Here is a 21,189-nt window from a genome sequence, read left to right as displayed (position 1 = left end):
ATCGACTGAAGGAGTGGTTGATATTTTAAACTTGTTTAAAATATCATCATAGCTGAAACTCTCATTTATTTCTAACTATTAAATGTAATAAGAATTATGAGTTACACAGTAGGGGCGAACATCGTTCGCCCGTTTAATAGTAAAATGTTTTATGTAACTTTGTCCTATGTAGAAACTAGAAATTATCACTTACTACATAGGGCAATATGCCTATATAAAGGCTAGTTTGTAACGGTCCAACGATGTTGGACCCTACACCTGTTAGCCATACTATTGTGATAATTATAAGGTATGATAATTTTGCAAATTTTCCTTTATACTCAATTAAAATTAACACAAATTTACCTTTACCCACAATCAAAATTGAAAAGACAAACCCTAATTTACCAAACTTATCTTACCAACAAACAAATTTAAAAAATTATAACTCATCGGTTGCAAAGGCATTATAGCCTTCATAATAATAGCTATGGTCGATGCCTTTCATATATAATTCACGGTTATTGATTTCATTTGTTAATGCATTTTTTAAGACATACTTAATCTCAATATCTTTGATTGGACTACGTTCCATTGCAAGCAAATAATCTTCTTTATCTATCCTACTCCAATCAACAACCATACCTATTTCATTTTTTAGAATATGGTCTAGCCATATTCTTGTACTTCTGCCGTTACCTTCTCTGAAAGGATGGGCAATATTCATTTCTACATATTTTTCAATTATTTCATCAAAAGTTGATTGGGGCATCTTATCAATATTTTCTAAGGCAGTCTTTAGATACATTACAGGTGCAAAACGAAAATTTCCTTTTGCAATATTTACAGTGCGAAGTTCCCCGGAAAAATCATAAATATCTTCAAATAAATACTTATGGATTACTTGTAAAGTTGAAAACTTGCCACTTGGTAAATTATTTAATACACCATTTTCAAATAATTTAACTGCTTTTTTCTTACTGAGTCTCTCTTCTTCACGAGCAAGTTCAGCAGAATTTTTTATTCCTAATTTATTTTCAAGCATAAAACTACCTCACTAATAATCATACACTTATTTTACCATACATAACTTTACTTATCAATAAAAACGAGATAAACAAAAAGACGAACAGAATAAACTGTTCGTCCTTTAAATTTAAGTTAATAACTAATACTGATTAGTTTAAGAATGCAGTAGTTTTTTGAATATCAGTTGCATCCTTAACATTAACATTGCCGTCTTTATTATAGTCAGCTAACTTTAAGTTCAATTCAACTGTCATTTCAGCAGCATATTTTTGAATAAGTGTTGCATCCTTAACATTAACTACACCATCACCGTTTACATCACCTAAGATACCGGTAGGCTCTGTTACTGTTGTAGCAGTAGTTGGCTTTGTTGTAGTTGTAACTGTTGTTGGTTTTGTAGTTGTTGTAACTGTTGTTGGTTTAGTTGTAGTAGTTACAGTTGTAGCTGAAGTAGCTGTTGTTGCTGTAGTTGGCTTTGTTACAGTTGTTGGCTGTGTTGGGTCTGTAGAACCTAGAGTACCAATCTTAGCAAATGGAACTGTAATGTTATCAACATCATCCTTTTCAGCTGATGTACTTGGGTCAGCTGAGTAGTCACCTGTTACATTATCTAGCATTGATGGGTCGTGAGGGATACAGTCAAGAGCAGATTCACCACGAGTTGCAACCAGCATTGCACCGATACCGTTATTTGTTAGGTAGCTTGAGTCAATACCCAGAGTATCTAGAGGAATCTTAATTTCGTAGAATGAATCATACTTTGTATCGTGAGTACCTGCAGAACCCTGGAATGTCTTGTAGTCAACCCAATCAGCACCGTCATCATAACAATCCTGAGGGTCATCAGAAGAGTTTAGACCAATGATAGAATCTGTGATACAAGTTGTCGCCATCTTGTATTCGATACCACCATTTTTAAAGCCTACCATACCGTCAGTATAGTTTGTGTTACCTTCTTCATCAACTGCTGAGAACATAGCAGGTTCACCAAGACCAGGCTTACCACTCATATATAGAAGTCTGTCAACATGAGTTGTAAATTCAAGACCCATCTTACGACCCCAAATTGGATTACCACTTGTGTTCTTGTTAGACATCTTTGTTGAGTTATTGTCAATGCTTAGAGCAAGGATTAGTGGAACATCAAGAACTCTACCACCATCAGATAGAGGACCGTCACCTGATTTAGCCCATGTATCAGTTGTGTTAACCATCTGCCAACCGATGTATAGGTTATCGTCATCCCATGCACCATATAGAGAATATGTATCTAGTACACAGTTTTCGTGACCACCCTTCCAGTGGTTAGCAACATCCCATGCAGCACCCTGAGCAATTAGCATATCATCTGACCAGTCACTTGCGTCACCGTCAATTGTGATAGATGCCTTTTTACCAACTTTACCGTTAGGGTTTGTTGCATATTTGCCTGTTTCAGCAGGTGTAGTAGAACCATCACTTCCACCACCCTGGCTTGATTCTTTCTTAGTTAGAGTGATTGACTGATTAGTTGTACCGTATTCGTTAGTAGCAGTAACAGAAATTGTTGTTGAAGTACCAACAGAAACACCTTCACCGATTGTTACAGTTGTTTCACCTGAGAAAGAAACAGCACTGCCGTTGTCAATCTTGTATGAAGCACTTGTAGCTTTAGATGTTGTAATCTTAACATTTACAGTATTTGTGTATGTAGCACCGTCTTTCTTGCTGAAAGTAACAGTTGGTGGGTTTTCGCTACCTGCATACTGTTCCCACTTACCTGTTGACTTATCATAAAGCATATTAGCTCCCTGATAAACCAAGTTACCTGTTTGTCCGTTGCTATCGTTGAAAATAACATTTTCAAAAGAACCTGTTAGAGTGTAAGAATAAATGTTATCCTCAACCTTTGTCATTTTTGCACCGGGCCAAGCACCGTTGTTAGTTGTAGTACCACCTGAAGTAGTCCACATATAACATGTTGGGTTTGAGCCTGTTGTTCTTACATAAACTGTCTCACCGGATGCACCTGTTACAGCGTTAACTGTAAATGCAAATGCTGAAGAAAGAATTGTAAGAACAAGGATTATTGATAAAAATCCTTTTTTCTGTTTCATTATATTTCCTCCTTGTAAAAAATTTACATTTCAATTATATCAAATAAATCTTAAAATGTATATGAATAAATTATGAATAAAGAAAAGGTACGCATAATTTGTTAATTATGCATACCTTTGATATGTTATATTTGTACAATTTTACATAATAATTTATGATTGAAGAGGTTTTTGCTTTTTGATACCATAAATTTTTCTAAGAACAACACCTAACACCTTTGGATTGTCAATTACTATAACTTTCATACCATTACCTCCTACATAATGTACATGACAAAAGGATGATTATTAATGCACAACAGTCGGTTATTAACCAATAAGGAAAAATTGATGCTACAAGCAATCCAAGTGCAAAAGCAAGGTAAATTTTCCTTTGTGTTCTCCAACATCTCATTTAATCACCCCTTAATAGATTATACAATTATTGGGGTTTGGTGAATATTATTTTAAGTAATCCATAAACCAAATATCATTTGTGGAAAACTCTTTCTTGTCTAAGTAACTTAAAATTCCACTATCTGTAGTAAAATCAAAGGCTAATTTATAGCTATACAAACATTGTTTTGAAAGGTTATACCTTTGGTTTAGCTTTTTGTTGCCATATTTATTGTCACCTAAAATAGGACAACCTATTGAGGACATATGGGCTCTAATCTGATGAGTTCTACCTGTTAAAAGTTCAACTTCACACAAGGTTAAATTGTTGTTAGTTTCCAACACGGAATACTTTGTTAAAATCTTCTTAGCACCTTGCTTTTCATTTTTTAGGACAGTTACTTTATTGGTTTTTTCATTCTTAATTAAGTAATCGGAAAGAATTGCATTATCCTTTTTAGGTCTGTTAATAAGTAAGCAAAGATAGAATTTGTGAAGTTCTCTATCTTTCATTTTTTGGTTAAGAATACGCAATGATTCTGCATTTTTAGCACCAATAACTATACCACCGGTATTTCTGTCAATTCTATTTACAAGTGCAGGTGCAAAGCAGTTTTCTTCCTTAGGGTTATACTCACCTTTATCATAAAGATAATGTTGAAGTCTAAGTAAGAGGCAATCAAAATGATAGGACTTATCTTGATGCACAATTACTCCCGGTTTCTTATCCAATAGGATAATATTTTCATCTTCATAAATTATCTTTAAAGTCTTTGGAGCTTTTAGGAATTCATAATTTTCTTCTTGTATATTATCGAAAAATTCATCTTTAATATAGAAAGTAAGAAGGTCATTTTCTTTTAGCATAACTTCAGGTGTAACCTTTTTGCCATTTACCTTTACACACTTTTTTCTAATATACATATAAGCCATTTTCTTTGGCATAGTTTTAAATTTCTTCAAAAGAAATTTATCCAGTCGCTGATTAGCGTCATTTTTCTTTACTACTAATTCTCTCATAATTACTTTTCAATACACATAAATGCACACATTGTACCACGATGACCGTTAGTTGCTCTATGACTCCATAATAAATCTGAATTACACTTTGTACATAGGTCAGACAATGTGATATTTTCTTCCTTTACTCCTGCTTTCATTACAATTTGCTTATTTGTTTCTAGCAGGTCAATCATATATTTTCCATCTTCCTTAGGGAAAATAAATTTTGAATTATCTAAGTCAGTTAGAGCATAAAAATTATCTGCACAATCCTTATCCACTTCATAGCAACACTTAGAAATTGCAGGTCCGATACAAACAACAATATCTTCAGGATTACTACCATATAAATCAGTCATTTTCTTAATTACTTCTTCACCGATTCTACCAACTGTACCACGCCATCCGGCATGAGCAAGTCCAATGGCTTTCTTCTCTTTATCAACAAAGAATAATGGTGTACAATCTGCATAATGAGTTACAAGGGTAACACCCTTTTCATTTGTAATTAATGCATCTACAGACTGAATGTCCTTTTCTCTCCAAATGCCAATGCCACATTCTTTCTTAGTTACAGGTCTGACAAATGTATGGTGGTCTTGGGAAGAAGTTACCAGACTATCATAATCAAAGCCTACTGCATCGGAAAAGATTTTATAATTTTCAATTACATTTTCAGGCTTATCTCCCCTAGAAAATGCGAAGTTCATTGAAGTCCATTCATCTGTACTTACACCACCATGCTTAGTTGAAAAGGCATGTCGGATAAAATCAATATCTGAAAGTACATTGTATGTTAAAAACGGAACACCTTTATTTTCGTTTAGTGTCATTGTTTTACTGTTAATTTTCATAATTTATCACCAAACATATTTTACAATATAATATTACCACTTGCAAGTATCATTAAATAAGTTTATAATAGTTATATAATATTGTAAAATAACTGAGGAATTATTATGAAATTATTTGGAAATAACATTGAAATTAAATGTGAATACTGTGCCAACAGTGCTGATGCACCTAGTGGTTACATTTGTAAACTTAGAAAAAGTATTAAAAATGGTAAATGCAGAAAATTTAAATACAATCCTACCCTTAGAGTACCCAAGAGTACTGAGGCTTTACCTGAATTCAAAAAAGAAGATTTTGAGATTTAATTAATAATAAAATCATAATAAATAAAAAAGACTATTTTGGTCTAGTCTTTTTTCGTTATAAGAACACACTTAAGATTGATAATCTTTTCTTTGCTAACTGAATTGTGCGAGTTACTGTTGAGGGACAAACTCCTAATTCCTTGGCAATTTGTTTCATAGGCTTTTTCTCAAAGTAATGCATAATAACACATTTTCTTTGCTTTTCAGTTAGAATATTATCAATACCTACTTTCAGCATTTTCTTTATATTGTTTCTATCTTCTGTATTTGAATAACCGGTTTGGTTATATAGATTATAAGCCAAAAGGTTCTCAAAATCTTCTGTCATATGTACTTGATTACGCAACCGACTCACCTACTAATTCATCTAAATCTTTCGCTTTAGATTTTAAAAGTCTTGCAGTTAGTCTACATTCATAATACATTGACTTTAGAATTTGTATTCTTCTGTTTATACTTTTTACCTGATCAAAGTTCTTAGCTTTGTTAAGGTTATCCCTTTCCTTATCAATAATAGATTTTAGGTTTAGGGATTCTTTCTCATAATTTTCTGACCATTCTCTATAATTCATACAATCACATCCAAATAATTTTAATTTTTATTTGCTAAATAGATTGGGGCTATTTGTTATTTAGCAATTATAATTGTAGCGATTGTTCACTATAATTGCAATAAAAATTAGAACATTTGTTCTAATTTTCTTTTATAAGTCCAAAATATAGGTCAGTAAATTCATTATTATTCTTTTATAGAATTATTAATAATAAAAAATAACTCCCACCTTACAAAGTGAGAGTTAAATAAAATTTTAAATTTTATTTAAAGAACACACTTTAGGAAGTCGATTGTTCTTTCAGCCTGTGGATTTTCAAAAATATCCTCAGGTGTACCTTCTTCAACAATTTTACCGTCACTCATAAAGATAACTCTATCAGCAACTTCTCTTGCAAAGCCCATTTCGTGAGTAACAACAACCATTGTCATACCGTCCTTTGCAAGGCTCTTCATAACATCAAGAACTTCACCAACCATTTCAGGGTCTAAAGCTGAAGTTGGTTCGTCAAACAGTAGAACCTCAGGTTCCATACACAAAGCTCTAACAATAGCAACTCTCTGCTTTTGACCACCTGAAAGCTGACTAGGATAAGCATTTGCTCTATCGGCAAGTCCTACTCTCTCAAGTAGTTTCATAGCTTTTTCAGTTGCTTCTTCCTTAGACTTCTTAAGAAGTTTCATAGGTGCAATAGTCATATTCTTAAGAACATTCATATTGTCAAAAAGGTTAAAGTGCTGGAACACCATTCCCATCTTCTGTCTATGAAGATTAATATTATTCTTTGGGTCAGTAATGTCAACATCATCTAATAGGATTTTGCCTGATGTTGGGATTTCAAGTAGGTTAAGTGAACGAAGTAAAGTTGACTTACCACTACCTGATGGTCCGATAATAACAACAACTTCACCTTGGTTAATGTGGCAGTTTACACCGTCAAGTGCCTTAACCTTGCCACCGTTATAATGTTTCTTTAGGTTTTCAACCTTAATTAAAGCCTTATCTTTCATTCTTTCTTAACCTCTTTTCCAGTTTACCAACAAAGTAAGATAGAATCATAACCATTACAAGGTAAATAGCTGCAACAGTTAGTAGTGGGATATAGTAAGAATATGTTACACCTGCAATAACATTACCTGCCTTTGTAATATCAATAACACCAACATAACCTACAACTGAAGTTTCCTTTAACAGTGCGATAAATTCATTACAAAGTGTTGGTAATACAGACTTAAACATCTGTGGCACAACAATATATCTCATAGTCTGGAAGTAGTTGAAACCTAAGCTACGGCCGGCCTCAAACTGACCATTATCTATTGACATAATACCGGCTCTGAAAATTTCTGCAACATAAGCACCGGAATTAATACCAAAAGCAAGCATACCGACAGGTACACCGTCTTTTGCTGAAACAAAAACAATGAAGTAAGCAATCATTAACTGAACTACTACAGGTGTACCACGAATAATTGTTAGGTAAATCTTGCAGATAAAGTTAAGAAAAGCAAGTATGTAGTAACCAATGCCACCACGCATTTTTAATGATTCTTTATTTTTATCAAAAGAGGAACGAATTGACGCAATAACTACGCCAATAACAATACCAATTACTAAAGCACCGGCTGTAATCAGTAATGTGTTTTTTAGACCAGTTAGCATTTGCTGATACCTATCTCCCTCAACAAATACAAACTTAAACTGGTCAATTAAGTTTTGAAACCAATTCACCTATTTCACCAAACCTTATTATAAAATAAACAAATAGGGGCAGTTAGGTAACTGCCCCCTTAATTACAAAGTAATTAGTCAGCTTTGATATATTTATCAACAATCTTCTGAACTGTACCGTCTTTCTTAAGTTCCTTTAGAGCTTCGTTAACTTTCTTCTGAAGTTCTGAATTATCCTTAGAGAAACAAATTGCATAATCTTCTACTGCATAGTCAGTATCAAGAATCTTTAATGCACTACCGTTAGCCTTTACATAAGCCTTAGCAGGTTCGTTATCAATAATAACACAATCAACCTTGCCAACCTTTAGAGCGTTAACTGCTGCGTTACCACTGTCAAACTTCTTAACATGGTCTGCACCGTAATCATCAGTAGCATAAAGGTCACCTGTTGTTGATGTCTGAACACCAATGTTCTTGCCCTTAATGTCATCTAGAGATTTAATCTTAGAATCCTTAGTTACGATAACCTTCTGGATACCTGTAGCGTAAGAATCAGAGAAGTTAACACTGTTCTTTCTTTCAGGTGTTACAGTCATACCAGCCATACCCATATCGTATTTGCCACTCTGTACACCCGGTACAATTGAGTCAAATTCAATATCAGCAATTTCAAGTTCAAGATTAAGTTTCTTTGCAATTTCAGCAGCAACTTCAGCATCAATACCAATAATTTTCTTGCCTTCATAATATTCATATGGAGGGAAAGTAGCATTTGTAGCCATTGTTAACTTACCTTCTGTTACAGTTTCAAGTCCGTCTTTTTTGTCATTGCTTGAGCTTCCACAACCTGCAAGTGCTACAACCAGCATTAGGCATGAAAGTACAAGAGCCAATACTTTTTTCATTGTTTTATCCTCCTATAATTAAACATAGTTTAAATGTACTATGTTAATTGTTGTTTGTCAAGAAAAACACAAAATTATTAACGAAATCATAATAAATTTTAGTATATTATTCCTTTTCTTGTTTTTCTTCATTATTATTGTCATTTTCTTTAGTTTCAGGTGGTCTAGGAATTGTCAGCTTTTTGTTCACTGTTACTCCCTCATAACGCAACTTACAAATTACTCTGGCAATAAATTCTTTGTTACATTTTTCGCAAACAAACTTTGCCCTAAAAGAACGATTCTTCACTGCCCAATCGGAAACCTGCTTTACTGCTGTATGACAATCAGGACAGGTAAAGGTCCAAAGTGACTTATCAATTAAAGGATTCTCTATATCGGTAATAAATGTTGTTCTGAAAGTCATTTTCTTATAAAACTCTAAGTCACAATTACTAATATACTTTTTAATTTTTTCTTCATCATAACATTTTCTGAAACATAAAAGACTAAGCTCAGCATCAGTTAATGCTCTATGAAGGACTAAATCGTTTCTATCTATATTTAATAAGTCGGCACAAGTAGATAATCCAAGTTGCTTACCTTTATCGTGAACACCTAAAGCAAATTCACAATAAATCTGCAAATCACAATACTTAGTTAAGTATGGAGGTCTATCGTCACCAAAATAGTAACCATAGTTCTCCATTAATGCGTGAATGTCGCTATTGCCCCAAGTTAAGAGAACAGCATCCCCAAGAAATTCACCGAACTTCTCAGAAACATCAGCAAAAGTATTGTGGGCATCTTTCAACTGTTCATTTGTTATATTGGTAAGTGCTTTAATTCTTGAATTAAGTTTCTTTCCAATTGTAGGAGTAACCAGCATTGAAAAGGTGTCAATAATATTTAAGTTGCTGTCTGTTTTTACTGCACCAAATTCTATAATTTCGTTATAGAACTTTTTATCTCTCTTACTATAAGAGCCGTTCCATTCTAAATCAAGTATTACAAAATTCATTATTTATTACGGTTTTGATTCTTCATTCTCTGTTCACGGGATAGAATCATCTTTCTCATACGGATATTTTCAGGTGTAACTTCAACAAGTTCATCATCACCGATAAATTCTAGGCACTGTTCAAGTGACATAATTGATGGTGGTGTTAGCTTTAGAGCATCATCAGAACCTGATGCACGAGTATTTGTCATATGCTTTTTCTTACATACATTAACTGTTAGGTCCTCAGCCTTTGGAGATGCACCAACAATCATACCTTCATATACAGGAACACCCGGACCAACAAATAGTCTACCTCTTTCCTGAGCAGCATTTAGACCATAAGCAACTGTATCACCTGTTTCCCAAGCAATAAGTGAACCCTGATGACGAGTGATAATTTCACCCTTCCATGGTTCATAAGCATCAAATACATGGTTCATAATACCGTTACCGTTTGTATCTGTTAGGAATTCAGGTCTGTAACCCATTAAGCCTCTTGATGGAATTCTAAATTCAATATGAGTTGTACCACTACCGTTAGTGTCCATATTAACAAGTTCAGCTTTTCTTGTACCTAGCTTTTCCATTACTGCACCAACATATTCGTCAGGTACTTCAATCATTAGGATTTCGATAGGTTCGTTACGAACACCATCAATTTCCTTAGTGATAACCTGTGGACGAGATACCTGGAATTCGTAACCCTGTCTTCTCATTGTTTCAATAAGGATAGATAGGTGAAGTTCACCTCTACCTGAAACCTTAAATGTATCTGCTGAGTCAGTTTCTTCAACTCTTAAAGCAACATTAGTTTCGATTTCCTTAAATAGTCTGTCTCTTAGATTTCTTGATGTAACGAACTTACCTTCTCTACCTGCAAATGGTGAGTTGTTTACAATAAAGTTCATTGTAACTGTTGGTTCATCAATCTTTACAAATGGTAATGGTTCTACACAATCATAAGAACAAAGTGTTTCACCGATATTGATTGAGTTAATACCACTGACACAGATAAGGTCACCATAAGTAGCAGTTTCTGTTTCTACTCTCTTTAGACCTTCATACTGATAAAGTTTCTGAATTCTAACATTCTGTCTTGTACCATCAATACCACAAAGTACAGCACCCTGACCGTTCTTTACAGTACCTCTTTCAACTCTACCAACACCAATACGACCTACATAGTCATCATAGTCAATGTTAGAAATAAGAATCTGTAAGCCACCATCAGGATCACCCTCAGGAGCAGGGATTTCTTCAACAATTTCCTTAAATAGTGGTTGCATATCTGTACCCTTATTGTGTGGGTCAAGAGAAGCATAACCACCCTTTGCTGATGCATAAACTACAGGGAATTCAATCTGGTCTTCATCAGCACCAAGTTCGATAAATAGGTCAAGAACTTCGTCAACAACTTCTTCAGGACGACTTCCTTCTCTATCAATTTTATTTACAACAACTAAAGGCTTTTTCTTTAGACCAAGAGCCTTTTTCAAAACAAATCTTGTCTGAGGCATACAACCTTCAAATGCGTCAACTACCAGTAAAACACCGTCAACCATTTGTAGGATACGCTCAACTTCACCACCAAAGTCTGCGTGACCCGGTGTGTCAACAATATTGATTTTTGTATCGCCATACATAACAGATGTTGTCTTAGAAAGAATTGTAATACCTCTTTCTCTTTCGATGTCGTTACTATCCATAACTCTTTCGTCAACTACTTCGTTAGCACGGAATGTACCACTTTGCTTTAGAAGTTCATCAACAAGTGTTGTTTTACCATGGTCAACATGGGCAATAATAGCGATATTTCTTAGATTTTCTCTTGTAGCCATAATATCATTTCCTTACATTTAATTATCTTATATATTACATTTACCACAGTCGTTTATTATATCACAACCCAATTATAATTACAAACAAAAACGCAATTACTGTTATTTTGTAAAAAAAAGAAATAAATACACCCCTATATTTAGTAGAAATATTTAAATATTGTTATAAATTTAACATTGATAAAATCACAAATTTATTGTATAATTAAATTATATTTTATTCTTGTTATTAGAATTTTCTTACAATAAGGAGATTACGAGAAAATTTAACTAAAAGGAGACTAAAAACATGGGTTACACACTCGCAGAAAAAATCATTAAAGAACACATTGTTGATGGTGAAATGGTTAAAGGCACAGACATTGGCCTAAGAATTGACCAGACACTGACTCAAGATGCTACAGGTACAATGGCATACCTGGAATTTGAGGCAATGGGTGTTCCAAGAGTTAAAACAGAAAAGTCTGTTGCATATATTGACCATAATACTCTACAGACAGGTTTTGAAAATGCTGATGACCACAGATTCATTCAGTCTGTTTGTAAGAAACACGGTATTTATTTCAGTAAACCGGGTAATGGTATTTGTCACCAAGTACACCTAGAAAGATTCGGTAAGCCTGGTAAAACTCTTATCGGTTCTGACTCACACACACCAACAGGTGGTGGTATCGGTATGCTGGCTATGGGTGCCGGTGGACTTGATGTTGCAGTTGCTATGGGTGGTGGTGCTTACTACATCACAATGCCTAAGATGGTAAGAGTAAACCTAACAGGTAAGCTACAGCCTTGGGTTGCTGCTAAGGATATTATTCTTGAAGTTCTAAGAATTATGTCTGTTAAGGGTGGCGTAGGCAAGATTGTTGAATACGGTGGTGAAGGTGTTAAGACACTTTCAGTTCCTGAAAGAGCTACTATTACAAATATGGGTGCTGAACTTGGTGCTACTACTTCTATCTTCCCTTCTGATGAACTAACTCGTCAGTTCCTAAAGGCTCAAGGCAGAGAAGAAGATTGGGTAGAACTAACTCCTGATGAAGATGCAGTTTATGATGAAGTTATTGATATTGATTTATCAACACTAAAGCCTATGGCTGCTTGTCCTCATTCTCCTGATAACATTAAGACTATTGAAAGTCTTGCAGGTCAAAAGGTAGATCAGGTTTGTATCGGTTCATGTACAAACTCATCATACAGAGATTTAATGACAGTTGCTCACATTCTAAAGGGCAAGACTGTTGCTGAAAATGTTTCACTTGCAATTGCTCCCGGTTCAAAGCAGGTATTTAATATGTTAGCACTTAACGGTGCTTTAGGTGACCTAATTGCTGCCGGTGCAAGAATTCTTGAGTCAGCTTGTGGTCCATGTATCGGTATGGGTCAGTCACCTAACTCAAAAGGTATTTCACTAAGAACATTTAACAGAAACTTCCTAGGTCGTTCAGGTACTAAGGACGGTCAAATCTACCTAGTATCTCCTGAAACTGCTGCTGTATCAGCACTAACAGGTGTATTCACTGACCCTACAACACTTGGTGAAGGTTACACTGTTGAAATGCCTGAAAAGTTCCTTATCAATGACAATATGGTTATTGATCCTGCTCCTGTTGAAGAAATGGACAACATTGAAGTACTAAGAGGACCAAACATTAAGCCTTTCCCAGAAACTACTCCACTTGAAGAAACAATCAATGCTACTTGTGCATTAAAGGTTGAAGACAACATTACAACTGACCACATTATGCCTGCAGGTGCAAAGATTCTTCCACTTCGTTCTAATATTCCGGCTATCAGTCAGCATTGCTTTACTGTATGTGACCCTGAGTTCCCTAAGAGAGCAAAGGAACTAGGTTCATCAATTATTGTTGGTGGTGCTAACTACGGTCAAGGTTCTTCAAGAGAACATGCAGCACTTGCACCTCTATACCTAGGTGTTAAGGCAGTACTTGTTAAGTCATTTGCAAGAATTCACAGAGCTAACCTAATCAATGCCGGTATTCTACCACTAGAATTCTGTAATGAAGCTGACTATGACAAGATTAACCTAAATGATGAAATCACACTACCTGATGTTAAGGATATTATCGCTAATGGTGGAGATGTTAAGGTTGTTAACAAAACTACCGGTGAAGAAATTATGGCTAAGTGTGAACTAACAGATAGAACAAAGGCAATTATTATTGCCGGTGGTCTACTAAACTACACAAAAGAAAACGGCTAATTGTACATATTGAAAACCTATTTTCTAATGAAGATAGGTTTTCATTAAACTATAAATAAATACATAAGAAGGAGAATTACTATGGCTAAAATTCCTATGACCACTCCATTAGTTGAGATGGATGGCGACGAAATGACAAGAATCATTTGGAAAATGATTAAGGATATTCTTATCACTCCATATGTTGACCTAAAGACAGAATACTATGACCTAGGTCTTGAAAACAGAAATGCTACTAACGACCAGGTAACTGTTGACTCAGCAGAAGCAACTAAGAAATACGGTGTTGCAGTTAAGTGTGCTACAATCACACCTAATGCTGCAAGAATGACAGAATATGACCTAAAGGAAATGTGGAAGTCACCTAACGGTACAATCAGAGCAATTCTTGACGGTACAGTATTCCGTTCACCTATTATTGTTAAGGGTATCACACCATATATTCCAACATGGAAAAAGCCAATCACTATTGCAAGACATGCTTACGGTGATGTTTATAAGAATACTGAAATGGTTGTTAAGGGTGGTTCAAAGGCTGAACTTCTTGTTACTAAGCCTGACGGCACAACTGAAACTTCACTAATTCACGACTTTAAGGGTGACGGTGTTATTCAGGGTATGCACAACCTTGACAGCTCAATTTCTTCTTTTGCAAGAGCATGTTTCAACTATGCACTTGACCTAAAGCAAGACATTTGGTTTGCTACTAAGGATACAATCAGCAAAAAGTATGACCATACATTTAAGGATATTTTCCAGGAAATCTTCGACAATGAATACAAAGATAAGTTTGAAGAAGCAGGTATTGAATACTTCTACACACTAATTGATGATGCTGTTGCAAGAGTTATCCGTTCAGAAGGTGGCTACATTTGGGCTTGTAAGAACTATGACGGTGATGTTATGAGTGATATGATTGCTACTGCATTCGGTTCACTTGCTATGATGACATCTGTTCTTGTTTCTCCAGAAGGTATTTATGAATATGAAGCAGCTCACGGTACAGTTCAGCGTCACTACTACAAGCACCTAAAGGGTGAAGAAACATCAACAAATAGTGTTGCTACACTATTTGCTTGGACCGGTGCATTACGCAAGAGAGGCGAACTGGACTCTATTCCGGAACTATGTGACTTTGCTGATAAGCTTGAAAAAGCTACAATCACAACTATTGAAGACGGTGTAATGACAGGTGACCTTTATCTACTATCTACTCTTGAAAACAAGAAGAAAGTAAACACAGAGGAATTCCTTGTTGCTGTTAACGAAAGACTAAAGGCAATTCTTTAATTGAAAGGTGGCATTAGTAGTGCCAAAAAGTAATAAGATTTCTATGTCTGTTATCAGAAGACTTCCTAGATATTACAGATTTATCTCGGAACTTGCTGATAACGGAGAGCAGAGAATAAGCTCAGGTAAACTTGCTGAACTGATGAATGTTACTGCCAGTCAGATTAGACAGGACTTTAACTGCTTTGGTGGTTTTGGTCAGCAAGGTTATGGATACAGTATCTCATATCTAAAAAGTGAAATGGAAAACATACTTGGACTTAACAAGGTAAACAATGCTATTATTCTTGGTGCAGGTAACCTTGGTAAAGCAGTTGCACTTCACATTAACTTTGCTGAAAGAGGCTTTAACATTAAGGGTATCTTTGAGACTAACCCTAATATTATCGGTACAAAGATTAATGATATTGAGGTTATGCCTGAGTCACAAGTTGATGAATTTATCAAGAACAATGATATTTCAATAGCTATGCTATGTATTCCGAGACAAAGTGTTGCAACTATTATTGACAGACTTTACAACTGTGGAATTAAGGCATATTGGAATTTCTCTCACTTTGATATTGCCAGAAAATACAGTGATACTGTTGTTGAGAATGTTCATATGACAGATAGCTTAATGACTCTCTCATATAGAATGAACGAAAAATTAAAATCAGAAGAAAAAACTGAAGAATAATTATTAGGGCAGAAATTTTACTTTCTGCCCTATTTTTCTGCAACATAAAGCCTCCTACAGTACTACTATAGGAGGCTTTGTTTATTTAGCTATGAATTTTACATTTTTAGGAGCTTTTCCATTACTTTTAATTAGCTTTTTGTATTTCTTTAGTTTACTCTTTGGCACAGTAAACTTTGCTTTTGAATAAATTTTTGAAAACGCTGATTTTCCTACTTTACTCAACTTTGTTGATTTTATGTTTACTGACTTTAACTTTCTGTTGTTATTAAATGCACTATCCCCTATTGATTTTAGATTTTTGCCTAGAGTGATACTCTCTAGTCTTGTACAATCTTTAAAATCATATTTTCCAACATTAGTTAAAGAAGATGATGTTATTTTTTTCAGCTTAACGCACTTTTCAAATGTACCACGATAATACGGTGTTTCAATTAAAGTATACTTTTTATTAGGATTTTGTTTATATACTTTCCAAGCAGAAGAATGTAATTTTTTTAATTTAGGAATATCTACCGTTGACAAGTTTATGCAGTTAAAGAACGCAGATGAACCAAGTTCTTTTACCTTAGGCAACGATATTTTCTTTAAACTTTTACAACTATAAAATGTTCTTGCTCCTACAGTTTTTACATTAGGAACTGAAATGCTCTTTAACCTTGTACAACCTTCAAATGTACCATGATATTTATATCCTAAAAAGTGTGATTCAAATTCACCGTAATAGTGACCGGCACTATTTTTTGTAATATCGGTAACATCATGTTCTGCCCATTTCAGCATATACAATCCATCAACTTTTGGCAATGTGATAGTTTCCAAACTTTCACATTTTGCAAATGCTCCTGCACCAAGATAAGTTACATTATTAAGTTTGTTATTTGCATTTATTTTCTTCAATTTTTTACATTGATAAAACGTATCTGCACCTATAACTTTTGCCTTTGGAATATTGACACTTTCAAGTGAATAACAGTTGCTAAATGTACCCTCAATAAAAGACTTTTTACCATTTAGAGTATCTTCATCTACAACCCTACCACTATTCAATGTGGTAATATTAGGTAATGAAATATTCTTCAAGCTTTTACAATTATGAAATACTGACACACCCAAACTTGTAACATTATTTAGTATATTATTCTTATTGATTGTCTTTAACTTTTGACAGTCAAAGAATGTTCTGTCACCTAATTTTTTTACTTTAGGTATGTAAACATTTTCTAAGTTTTGACAATGCATAAACGCACCTACATAAACCCAAGGACTATAGTAATCACCAATAAGACAAACATCTGTCCCATCCTCAAAACCATTATAATGGGAAAATAATTTAACCTCATTATCATCTAGCTTTTGCAAATTTGGAAAAGAAATATTTTTTAGATTTTTACAATTCATAAATGCACCACCGTCAATTTGTGTTACATTTTTACCACCTTGAATACTTTTTAATTTTATCAAATCAAAGAAAGCACATTTTCCAATATGTTTCATTGAATTTGGAAGAATCAATGTTTCAACATTTTGAAAACCAATAAAGGTAAAGTCATCAATGCCTGTAATACCCTCAGAAATAACAATTGTTTTTGTATTATCTAATGCAATTTCATCCCAATAAAATGGATTTCCATTATTATAATCACTAGAAGAAACTCCACTATCAAAAAAACCTTTACCGGTAATTGTTAGGGTATTGGTAGTTTTATTATAAAATGCTTTAAAGATCTTACTATAAACATTAATCTCTATCTCATCAGTATCAGCTAATACATTAAACGGAACAACAGTAACCAATAACATAAATACTAAAAATAAGCTAATTAATTTTTTCATAAAATCACCTTCTAAGTGGCAAAAACTATTTTATAAATACACTATCTTATACATAAAATTATATTTTATATTGTATTTTTTGTCAATACTGTATAGTAATTTAGTAATTATAATACTTAAAATCTAAATCATAAAGCCTCCTACAGTATAACTATAGGAGGCTTTGTTTATTTAGCTATGAATTTTACATTTTTTGGAGCTTTTCCATTACTTTTAATTAGCTTTTTGTATTTCTTTAGTTTACTCTTTGGCACAGTAAACTTTGCTTTTGAATAAATTTTAGAAAATGCTGATTTTCCTACTTTACTCAACTTTGTTGACTTTATGTTTACTGACTTTAACTTTCTGTTGTTATTAAATGCACTATCCCCTATTGATTTTAGATTTTTGCCAAGAGTAATACTCTCCAGTCTTGTACAATCTTTAAAATCATACTTTCCAACATTAGCTAAAGAAGATGATGTTATTTTCTTTAGTTTAACACACTTTTCAAATGTACCACGATAATAATACTTTCTCTTAACCTTTTTAGGAATATATTCTGTTCCTTCATTTAGAAGTTTAAATTGTGTCCATTTTGTTGTTTGCAGATTACGCAACTTTGGCATATTAACTGATGTTAAATTAATACAATTAAAGAATGCAGATGAACCTAGAGTAGTTACCTTTGGTAAAGAAATTTTCTTTAAGCTTTTACAACTATAAAAAGTCCTTGCTCCTACAGTTTTAACATTAGGAGCTGAAATGCTCTTTAACCTTGTACAACCTTCAAATGTACCATAAACTCTGTCACAGGAACGCAAATCACTAATACACTCATAGTAAAAGTCAGTTGGTTGTTCATTATAGAACCGTAAATCACTTGCTTTATACTTTGTCATTTTTAGTTGCTGTACCTTTGGCAAAGAAATCTTCTCTAACTTTTCACATTTTGCAAATACACCTGAACCTAGATAAGTCAGTTTAGAAAGGCTGTTATTCTTATTTATACTTTTTAAGTTTTTACAATTGTAAAATGAGTTATTACCAATGACTTCTACATTTGGAATATTAATTTTTTCTAATGATGAACAATTTTCAAAAGCCCCTTCGCAATGCAAGTCACCACTAGGAAGTACAATTCCACCACTATCACCTTTTTTTATCAACGCACTGCTTTTTACTGTCTTTATCTTCGGTAAAGAAATACTTTTTAGGCTTTTGCAATTATAAAACACAGATACACCCATATCTGTAATATTATTCAAATTATTATTCTTGTTAATTGTCTTTAGTTTTGGACAATCAAAAAATGTTCTATCAGCAAGTTTTTTTACCTTTGGAATATAAATGCTTTCAAGATTTCTACAATGCACAAATGGTCCTACACTAAAACTCTTTTCTAATAACCACAAATATTCATCAGCTTCATCACTAACGGTAAATACACGAACCCTTGAATTATCAATTTTCACAAGATTTGGGAAAGAAATATTCTTAATATCTGAACAATATAAAAAAGCTCCACCGTCAATTTGGCTAACATTCTGTCCACCAATGATTTTTTGCAAACTTAAACAATTCAAAAATGAGGCTTTGCCGATTCTTTTCAGGCTTTTAGGTAAAGTAATTTTTTTTGCATTATAGGAATTAATAAACATATAGTCACCAATTGCAGTTATTCCTTCACCTATTACAATATTTTCTGCATAAGTTGTTGGTGGAAAGTAATCCTCTTTCCAATCCCAATACATTGGATTACCTAAATTATAATTGTAAAGCTCTGAAAAACCTAACTTGCCAAAACATCCTTTACCTTGAACTGTTAATGTCTTTGAAGTTTTATCATAAGTAATTTGAAAATTCTTACCTAAGTCATAACCAACTGTTATGCCTGCACTATCCGTATCAGCTAATGCATTAAATGGTATAACAGTAACCAATAACATAAATACTAAAAATAAGCTAATTAATTTTTCATAAAATCACCTTCTAAGTAGCAAAAACTATTTTATAAATACACTATCTTATATATAAAATTATAATTTATATTGTAATTTTGTCAATACTGTATAATATATTACATTAACTTTTTTATTTTTAAATCATGAATATTAAAATTACAAACAAAAAACCTCCCATTAAGGGAGGTTTAATCAATTAATATTGAATTTATATGGAATATTAAAATTACATTTCTCTTGTATCTTTTTGAATTTCGTTAGCACCTAAGTCTTCATCAGTTTGGAACTTATAGTCATTACCCGGGATGATAGCATTTAGGATAATACCAACTAGAGAACCTACTGCTAGACCTGAAAGCTGAATTGTTACAGAACCGATTGTGAAAGAAATATTACCGGCAGTTGAGAAAGTAATACCTAAAGCTAGTACAAGGATAATAGCCATAATAAGAACATTTCTCATACTTGTAAAGTCGATTTTGTTTTCAACAATGTTTCTAACACCAACTGAAGAAATCATACCGTATAGTACAAGTGAAACACCACCAACTGTAGCTGATGGAATTGATGTAACGATTGCTGCAAACTTTGGTGAGAATGAGAATAGGATTGCAAAGAATGCTGCAATTCTGATAACTCTTGAGTCAAATACCTTTGTAAGGTTAAGAACACCTGTGTTTTCACCATATGTTGTGTTAGCAGGTGCACCGAATAGTGCTGCTAGAAGTGTTGCTGCACCGTCACCAAGAAGTGTTCTATGTAAACCCGGGTCAGCAATACAGTTCTTGCCGATTGTTGATGAAATAGCAGAAACATCACCGATATGTTCAACCATTGTTGCAAGAGCAATAGGAACAATTGTGATAATTGATGTTGTAATTAAGCCCCAATCAGTGTCGCCTGTAAAGATGCTGAATACTGTTTGGTCATATGTAAAAGGCAGTCCAATCCAATCAGCCTTTGCAACTGAAGTAAAGTCAACTAAACCTAAGCAAACTGCTACAACATATGAACCAAGAACACCACAGATAATAGGGATAATCTTAATCATACCTTTACCGAAGATGTTACAAATAATGATAATTGCAATTGCCACAATAGCAACTATCCAAGATAAACCGGCATTGTCACCGGAGCTTTCACAGTTGTTGATAGCTGATGGTGCAAGTGTTAAACCGATAGCAATGATAATGGGACCTGTTACAATAGGTGGGAAAAACTTCATTACTCGGTGAGCACCGAATGCTTTAAATAATGCTGACAAAATAAAGTAAAGAACTGATGCACAAGCTACACCAAAACAAGCGTATGGTAGTAGGTTTGCTTCACCCTTAGGTGCAATTGTTGCATAACCTGCAAGGAATGCAAATGAAGAACCTAGGAATGCAGGTACTTTACCTTTCGTAATAAGGTGGAATAGTAATGTACCAAGACCTGCAAATAGCAATGTTGATGATACAGAAAGACCTGTAATCAGTGGTACAACTACTGTTGCACCAAACATTGCAAACATATGTTGCAAACCAAGGACAACCATTTTGCCTTTACCCAATTTACGGGCATCGTAAATTGCTTCATTGTTGATTTTTTGTTTGTTCATACTCATACTCCCTAACATTTATTTAA

Annotated in this window: 19 protein-coding genes; 4 read left to right on the top strand and 15 right to left on the bottom strand. The window is 33.8% G+C overall.

The features are described from left to right. Window positions 1-421: 421 nt before the first annotated feature. From fic to pgeF, 5 genes are all read right to left on the bottom strand, one after another. Complete coding sequence (gene fic, locus E5Z56_RS09060) at window positions 422-1,024, bottom strand: protein adenylyltransferase Fic (RefSeq protein WP_138157500.1); 603 nt, start codon at window positions 1,022-1,024, stop codon at window positions 422-424. A gap of 133 nt (window positions 1,025-1,157) precedes the next feature. Next, complete coding sequence (locus E5Z56_RS09055) at window positions 1,158-3,104, bottom strand: starch-binding protein (RefSeq protein ID WP_138157499.1); 1,947 nt, start codon at window positions 3,102-3,104, stop codon at window positions 1,158-1,160. 153 nt (window positions 3,105-3,257) lie between these two features. Continuing rightward, the gene (gene spoVM / locus E5Z56_RS09050; RefSeq protein ID WP_138157498.1) at window positions 3,258-3,350 is read right to left on the bottom strand and encodes a stage V sporulation protein SpoVM; all 93 of its coding nucleotides are present in this window, start codon (window positions 3,348-3,350) and stop codon (window positions 3,258-3,260) included. Between the two features lie 195 nt (window positions 3,351-3,545). After that, a complete protein-coding gene (locus tag E5Z56_RS09045; protein WP_138157497.1) occupies window positions 3,546-4,499 on the bottom strand; it encodes an RluA family pseudouridine synthase in 954 nt (317 codons plus the stop codon). Between the two features lie 2 nt (window positions 4,500-4,501). Continuing rightward, window positions 4,502-5,335: a peptidoglycan editing factor PgeF gene (pgeF, locus tag E5Z56_RS09040; protein WP_138157496.1), complete on the bottom strand. Its 834-nt coding sequence runs from the start codon at window positions 5,333-5,335 to the stop codon at window positions 4,502-4,504. A gap of 105 nt (window positions 5,336-5,440) precedes the next feature. Here pgeF and E5Z56_RS09035 point away from each other — a divergent pair, with 105 nt between their 5' ends. Further along, entirely contained in the window at window positions 5,441-5,641 is a 201-nt protein-coding gene (locus tag E5Z56_RS09035; RefSeq protein WP_138157495.1) for a hypothetical protein, read from the top strand. Between the two features lie 55 nt (window positions 5,642-5,696). Here the strand turns inward: E5Z56_RS09035 and E5Z56_RS09030 are convergent, their stop codons facing one another. From E5Z56_RS09030 to typA, 7 genes are all read right to left on the bottom strand, one after another. Next, entirely contained in the window at window positions 5,697-5,987 is a 291-nt protein-coding gene (locus E5Z56_RS09030; protein WP_138157494.1) for a sigma factor-like helix-turn-helix DNA-binding protein, read from the bottom strand. Further along, complete coding sequence (locus tag E5Z56_RS09025) at window positions 5,980-6,213, bottom strand: hypothetical protein (RefSeq protein ID WP_138157493.1); 234 nt, start codon at window positions 6,211-6,213, stop codon at window positions 5,980-5,982. The genes E5Z56_RS09030 and E5Z56_RS09025 overlap by 8 nt, the downstream gene beginning before the upstream one ends. 248 nt (window positions 6,214-6,461) lie before the next feature. Further along, the gene (locus E5Z56_RS09020) at window positions 6,462-7,205 is read right to left on the bottom strand and encodes an amino acid ABC transporter ATP-binding protein (protein ID WP_138157492.1); all 744 of its coding nucleotides are present in this window, start codon (window positions 7,203-7,205) and stop codon (window positions 6,462-6,464) included. Continuing rightward, a complete protein-coding gene (locus E5Z56_RS09015) occupies window positions 7,195-7,926 on the bottom strand; it encodes an amino acid ABC transporter permease (RefSeq protein WP_232842425.1) in 732 nt (243 codons plus the stop codon). The genes E5Z56_RS09020 and E5Z56_RS09015 overlap by 11 nt, the downstream gene beginning before the upstream one ends. A 74-nt stretch (window positions 7,927-8,000) precedes the next feature. Further along, window positions 8,001-8,774 carry a basic amino acid ABC transporter substrate-binding protein gene (locus tag E5Z56_RS09010; protein ID WP_138157491.1) on the bottom strand — a complete coding sequence of 258 codons (774 nt, stop codon included), beginning with the start codon at window positions 8,772-8,774 and terminating at the stop codon, window positions 8,001-8,003. Between the two features lie 106 nt (window positions 8,775-8,880). Continuing rightward, the gene (locus E5Z56_RS09005) at window positions 8,881-9,774 is read right to left on the bottom strand and encodes a 3'-5' exonuclease (RefSeq protein WP_138157490.1); all 894 of its coding nucleotides are present in this window, start codon (window positions 9,772-9,774) and stop codon (window positions 8,881-8,883) included. After that, a complete protein-coding gene (typA, locus tag E5Z56_RS09000; protein WP_138157489.1) occupies window positions 9,774-11,594 on the bottom strand; it encodes a translational GTPase TypA in 1,821 nt (606 codons plus the stop codon). The genes E5Z56_RS09005 and typA overlap by 1 nt, the downstream gene beginning before the upstream one ends. A gap of 289 nt (window positions 11,595-11,883) precedes the next feature. On the opposite strand from typA, the gene E5Z56_RS08995 reads away from it, so the two are divergent. The 3 genes from E5Z56_RS08995 to E5Z56_RS08985 all read left to right on the top strand — a co-directional run bounded on the left by E5Z56_RS08995 (window position 11,884) and on the right by E5Z56_RS08985 (window position 15,784). After that, window positions 11,884-13,815 (top strand): aconitate hydratase, encoded by a 1,932-nt coding sequence (locus E5Z56_RS08995; RefSeq protein WP_138157488.1) that lies wholly within the window; start codon window positions 11,884-11,886, stop codon window positions 13,813-13,815. An 81-nt stretch (window positions 13,816-13,896) separates the two neighbouring features. Continuing rightward, complete coding sequence (locus E5Z56_RS08990) at window positions 13,897-15,105, top strand: NADP-dependent isocitrate dehydrogenase (RefSeq protein WP_138157487.1); 1,209 nt, start codon at window positions 13,897-13,899, stop codon at window positions 15,103-15,105. A gap of 19 nt (window positions 15,106-15,124) precedes the next feature. After that, the gene (locus tag E5Z56_RS08985; protein ID WP_138157486.1) at window positions 15,125-15,784 is read left to right on the top strand and encodes a redox-sensing transcriptional repressor Rex; all 660 of its coding nucleotides are present in this window, start codon (window positions 15,125-15,127) and stop codon (window positions 15,782-15,784) included. An 81-nt stretch (window positions 15,785-15,865) separates the two neighbouring features. Here the strand turns inward: E5Z56_RS08985 and E5Z56_RS08980 are convergent, their stop codons facing one another. The 3 genes from E5Z56_RS08980 to E5Z56_RS08970 form a co-directional block, all read right to left on the bottom strand. After that, window positions 15,866-17,620, bottom strand: coding sequence for a leucine-rich repeat domain-containing protein (locus E5Z56_RS08980; RefSeq protein ID WP_138157485.1), 1,755 nt, complete (start codon window positions 17,618-17,620; stop codon window positions 15,866-15,868). Window positions 17,621-17,787: 167 nt separating this feature from the next. Continuing rightward, window positions 17,788-19,542 carry a leucine-rich repeat domain-containing protein gene (locus E5Z56_RS08975; RefSeq protein ID WP_175405436.1) on the bottom strand — a complete coding sequence of 585 codons (1,755 nt, stop codon included), beginning with the start codon at window positions 19,540-19,542 and terminating at the stop codon, window positions 17,788-17,790. Window positions 19,543-19,789: 247 nt separating this feature from the next. Further along, window positions 19,790-21,163 (bottom strand): uracil-xanthine permease family protein, encoded by a 1,374-nt coding sequence (locus E5Z56_RS08970; protein ID WP_207668584.1) that lies wholly within the window; start codon window positions 21,161-21,163, stop codon window positions 19,790-19,792. Window positions 21,164-21,189 lie beyond the last annotated feature (26 nt).

This window comes from Ruminococcus bovis, assembly GCF_005601135.1.
Lineage (GTDB): Bacteria > Bacillota > Clostridia > Oscillospirales > Acutalibacteraceae > Ruminococcoides > Ruminococcoides bovis.
This window is presented reverse-complemented; position numbering and strand designations above follow the sequence as displayed.

Bases quoted from the DNA above. Each gene is read 5' to 3' on its own strand.
- fic (WP_138157500.1), bottom strand. From the start codon at position 1,024: ATGCTTGAAAATAAATTAGGAATAAAAAATTCTGCTGAACTTGCTCGT.
- E5Z56_RS09055 (WP_138157499.1), bottom strand. From the start codon at position 3,104: ATGAAACAGAAAAAAGGATTTTTATCAATAATCCTTGTTCTTACAATT.
- spoVM (WP_138157498.1), bottom strand. From the start codon at position 3,350: ATGAAAGTTATAGTAATTGACAATCCAAAGGTGTTAGGTGTTGTTCTT.
- E5Z56_RS09045 (WP_138157497.1), bottom strand. From the start codon at position 4,499: ATGAGAGAATTAGTAGTAAAGAAAAATGACGCTAATCAGCGACTGGAT.
- pgeF (WP_138157496.1), bottom strand. From the start codon at position 5,335: ATGAAAATTAACAGTAAAACAATGACACTAAACGAAAATAAAGGTGTT.
- E5Z56_RS09035 (WP_138157495.1), top strand. From the start codon at position 5,441: ATGAAATTATTTGGAAATAACATTGAAATTAAATGTGAATACTGTGCC.
- E5Z56_RS09025 (WP_138157493.1), bottom strand. From the start codon at position 6,213: ATGAATTATAGAGAATGGTCAGAAAATTATGAGAAAGAATCCCTAAAC.
- E5Z56_RS09020 (WP_138157492.1), bottom strand. From the start codon at position 7,205: ATGAAAGATAAGGCTTTAATTAAGGTTGAAAACCTAAAGAAACATTAT.
- E5Z56_RS09010 (WP_138157491.1), bottom strand. From the start codon at position 8,774: ATGAAAAAAGTATTGGCTCTTGTACTTTCATGCCTAATGCTGGTTGTA.
- E5Z56_RS09005 (WP_138157490.1), bottom strand. From the start codon at position 9,774: ATGAATTTTGTAATACTTGATTTAGAATGGAACGGCTCTTATAGTAAG.
- typA (WP_138157489.1), bottom strand. From the start codon at position 11,594: ATGGCTACAAGAGAAAATCTAAGAAATATCGCTATTATTGCCCATGTT.
- E5Z56_RS08995 (WP_138157488.1), top strand. From the start codon at position 11,884: ATGGGTTACACACTCGCAGAAAAAATCATTAAAGAACACATTGTTGAT.
- E5Z56_RS08990 (WP_138157487.1), top strand. From the start codon at position 13,897: ATGGCTAAAATTCCTATGACCACTCCATTAGTTGAGATGGATGGCGAC.
- E5Z56_RS08980 (WP_138157485.1), bottom strand. From the start codon at position 17,620: ATGAAAAAATTAATTAGCTTATTTTTAGTATTTATGTTATTGGTTACT.
- E5Z56_RS08970 (WP_207668584.1), bottom strand. From the start codon at position 21,163: ATGAACAAACAAAAAATCAACAATGAAGCAATTTACGATGCCCGTAAA.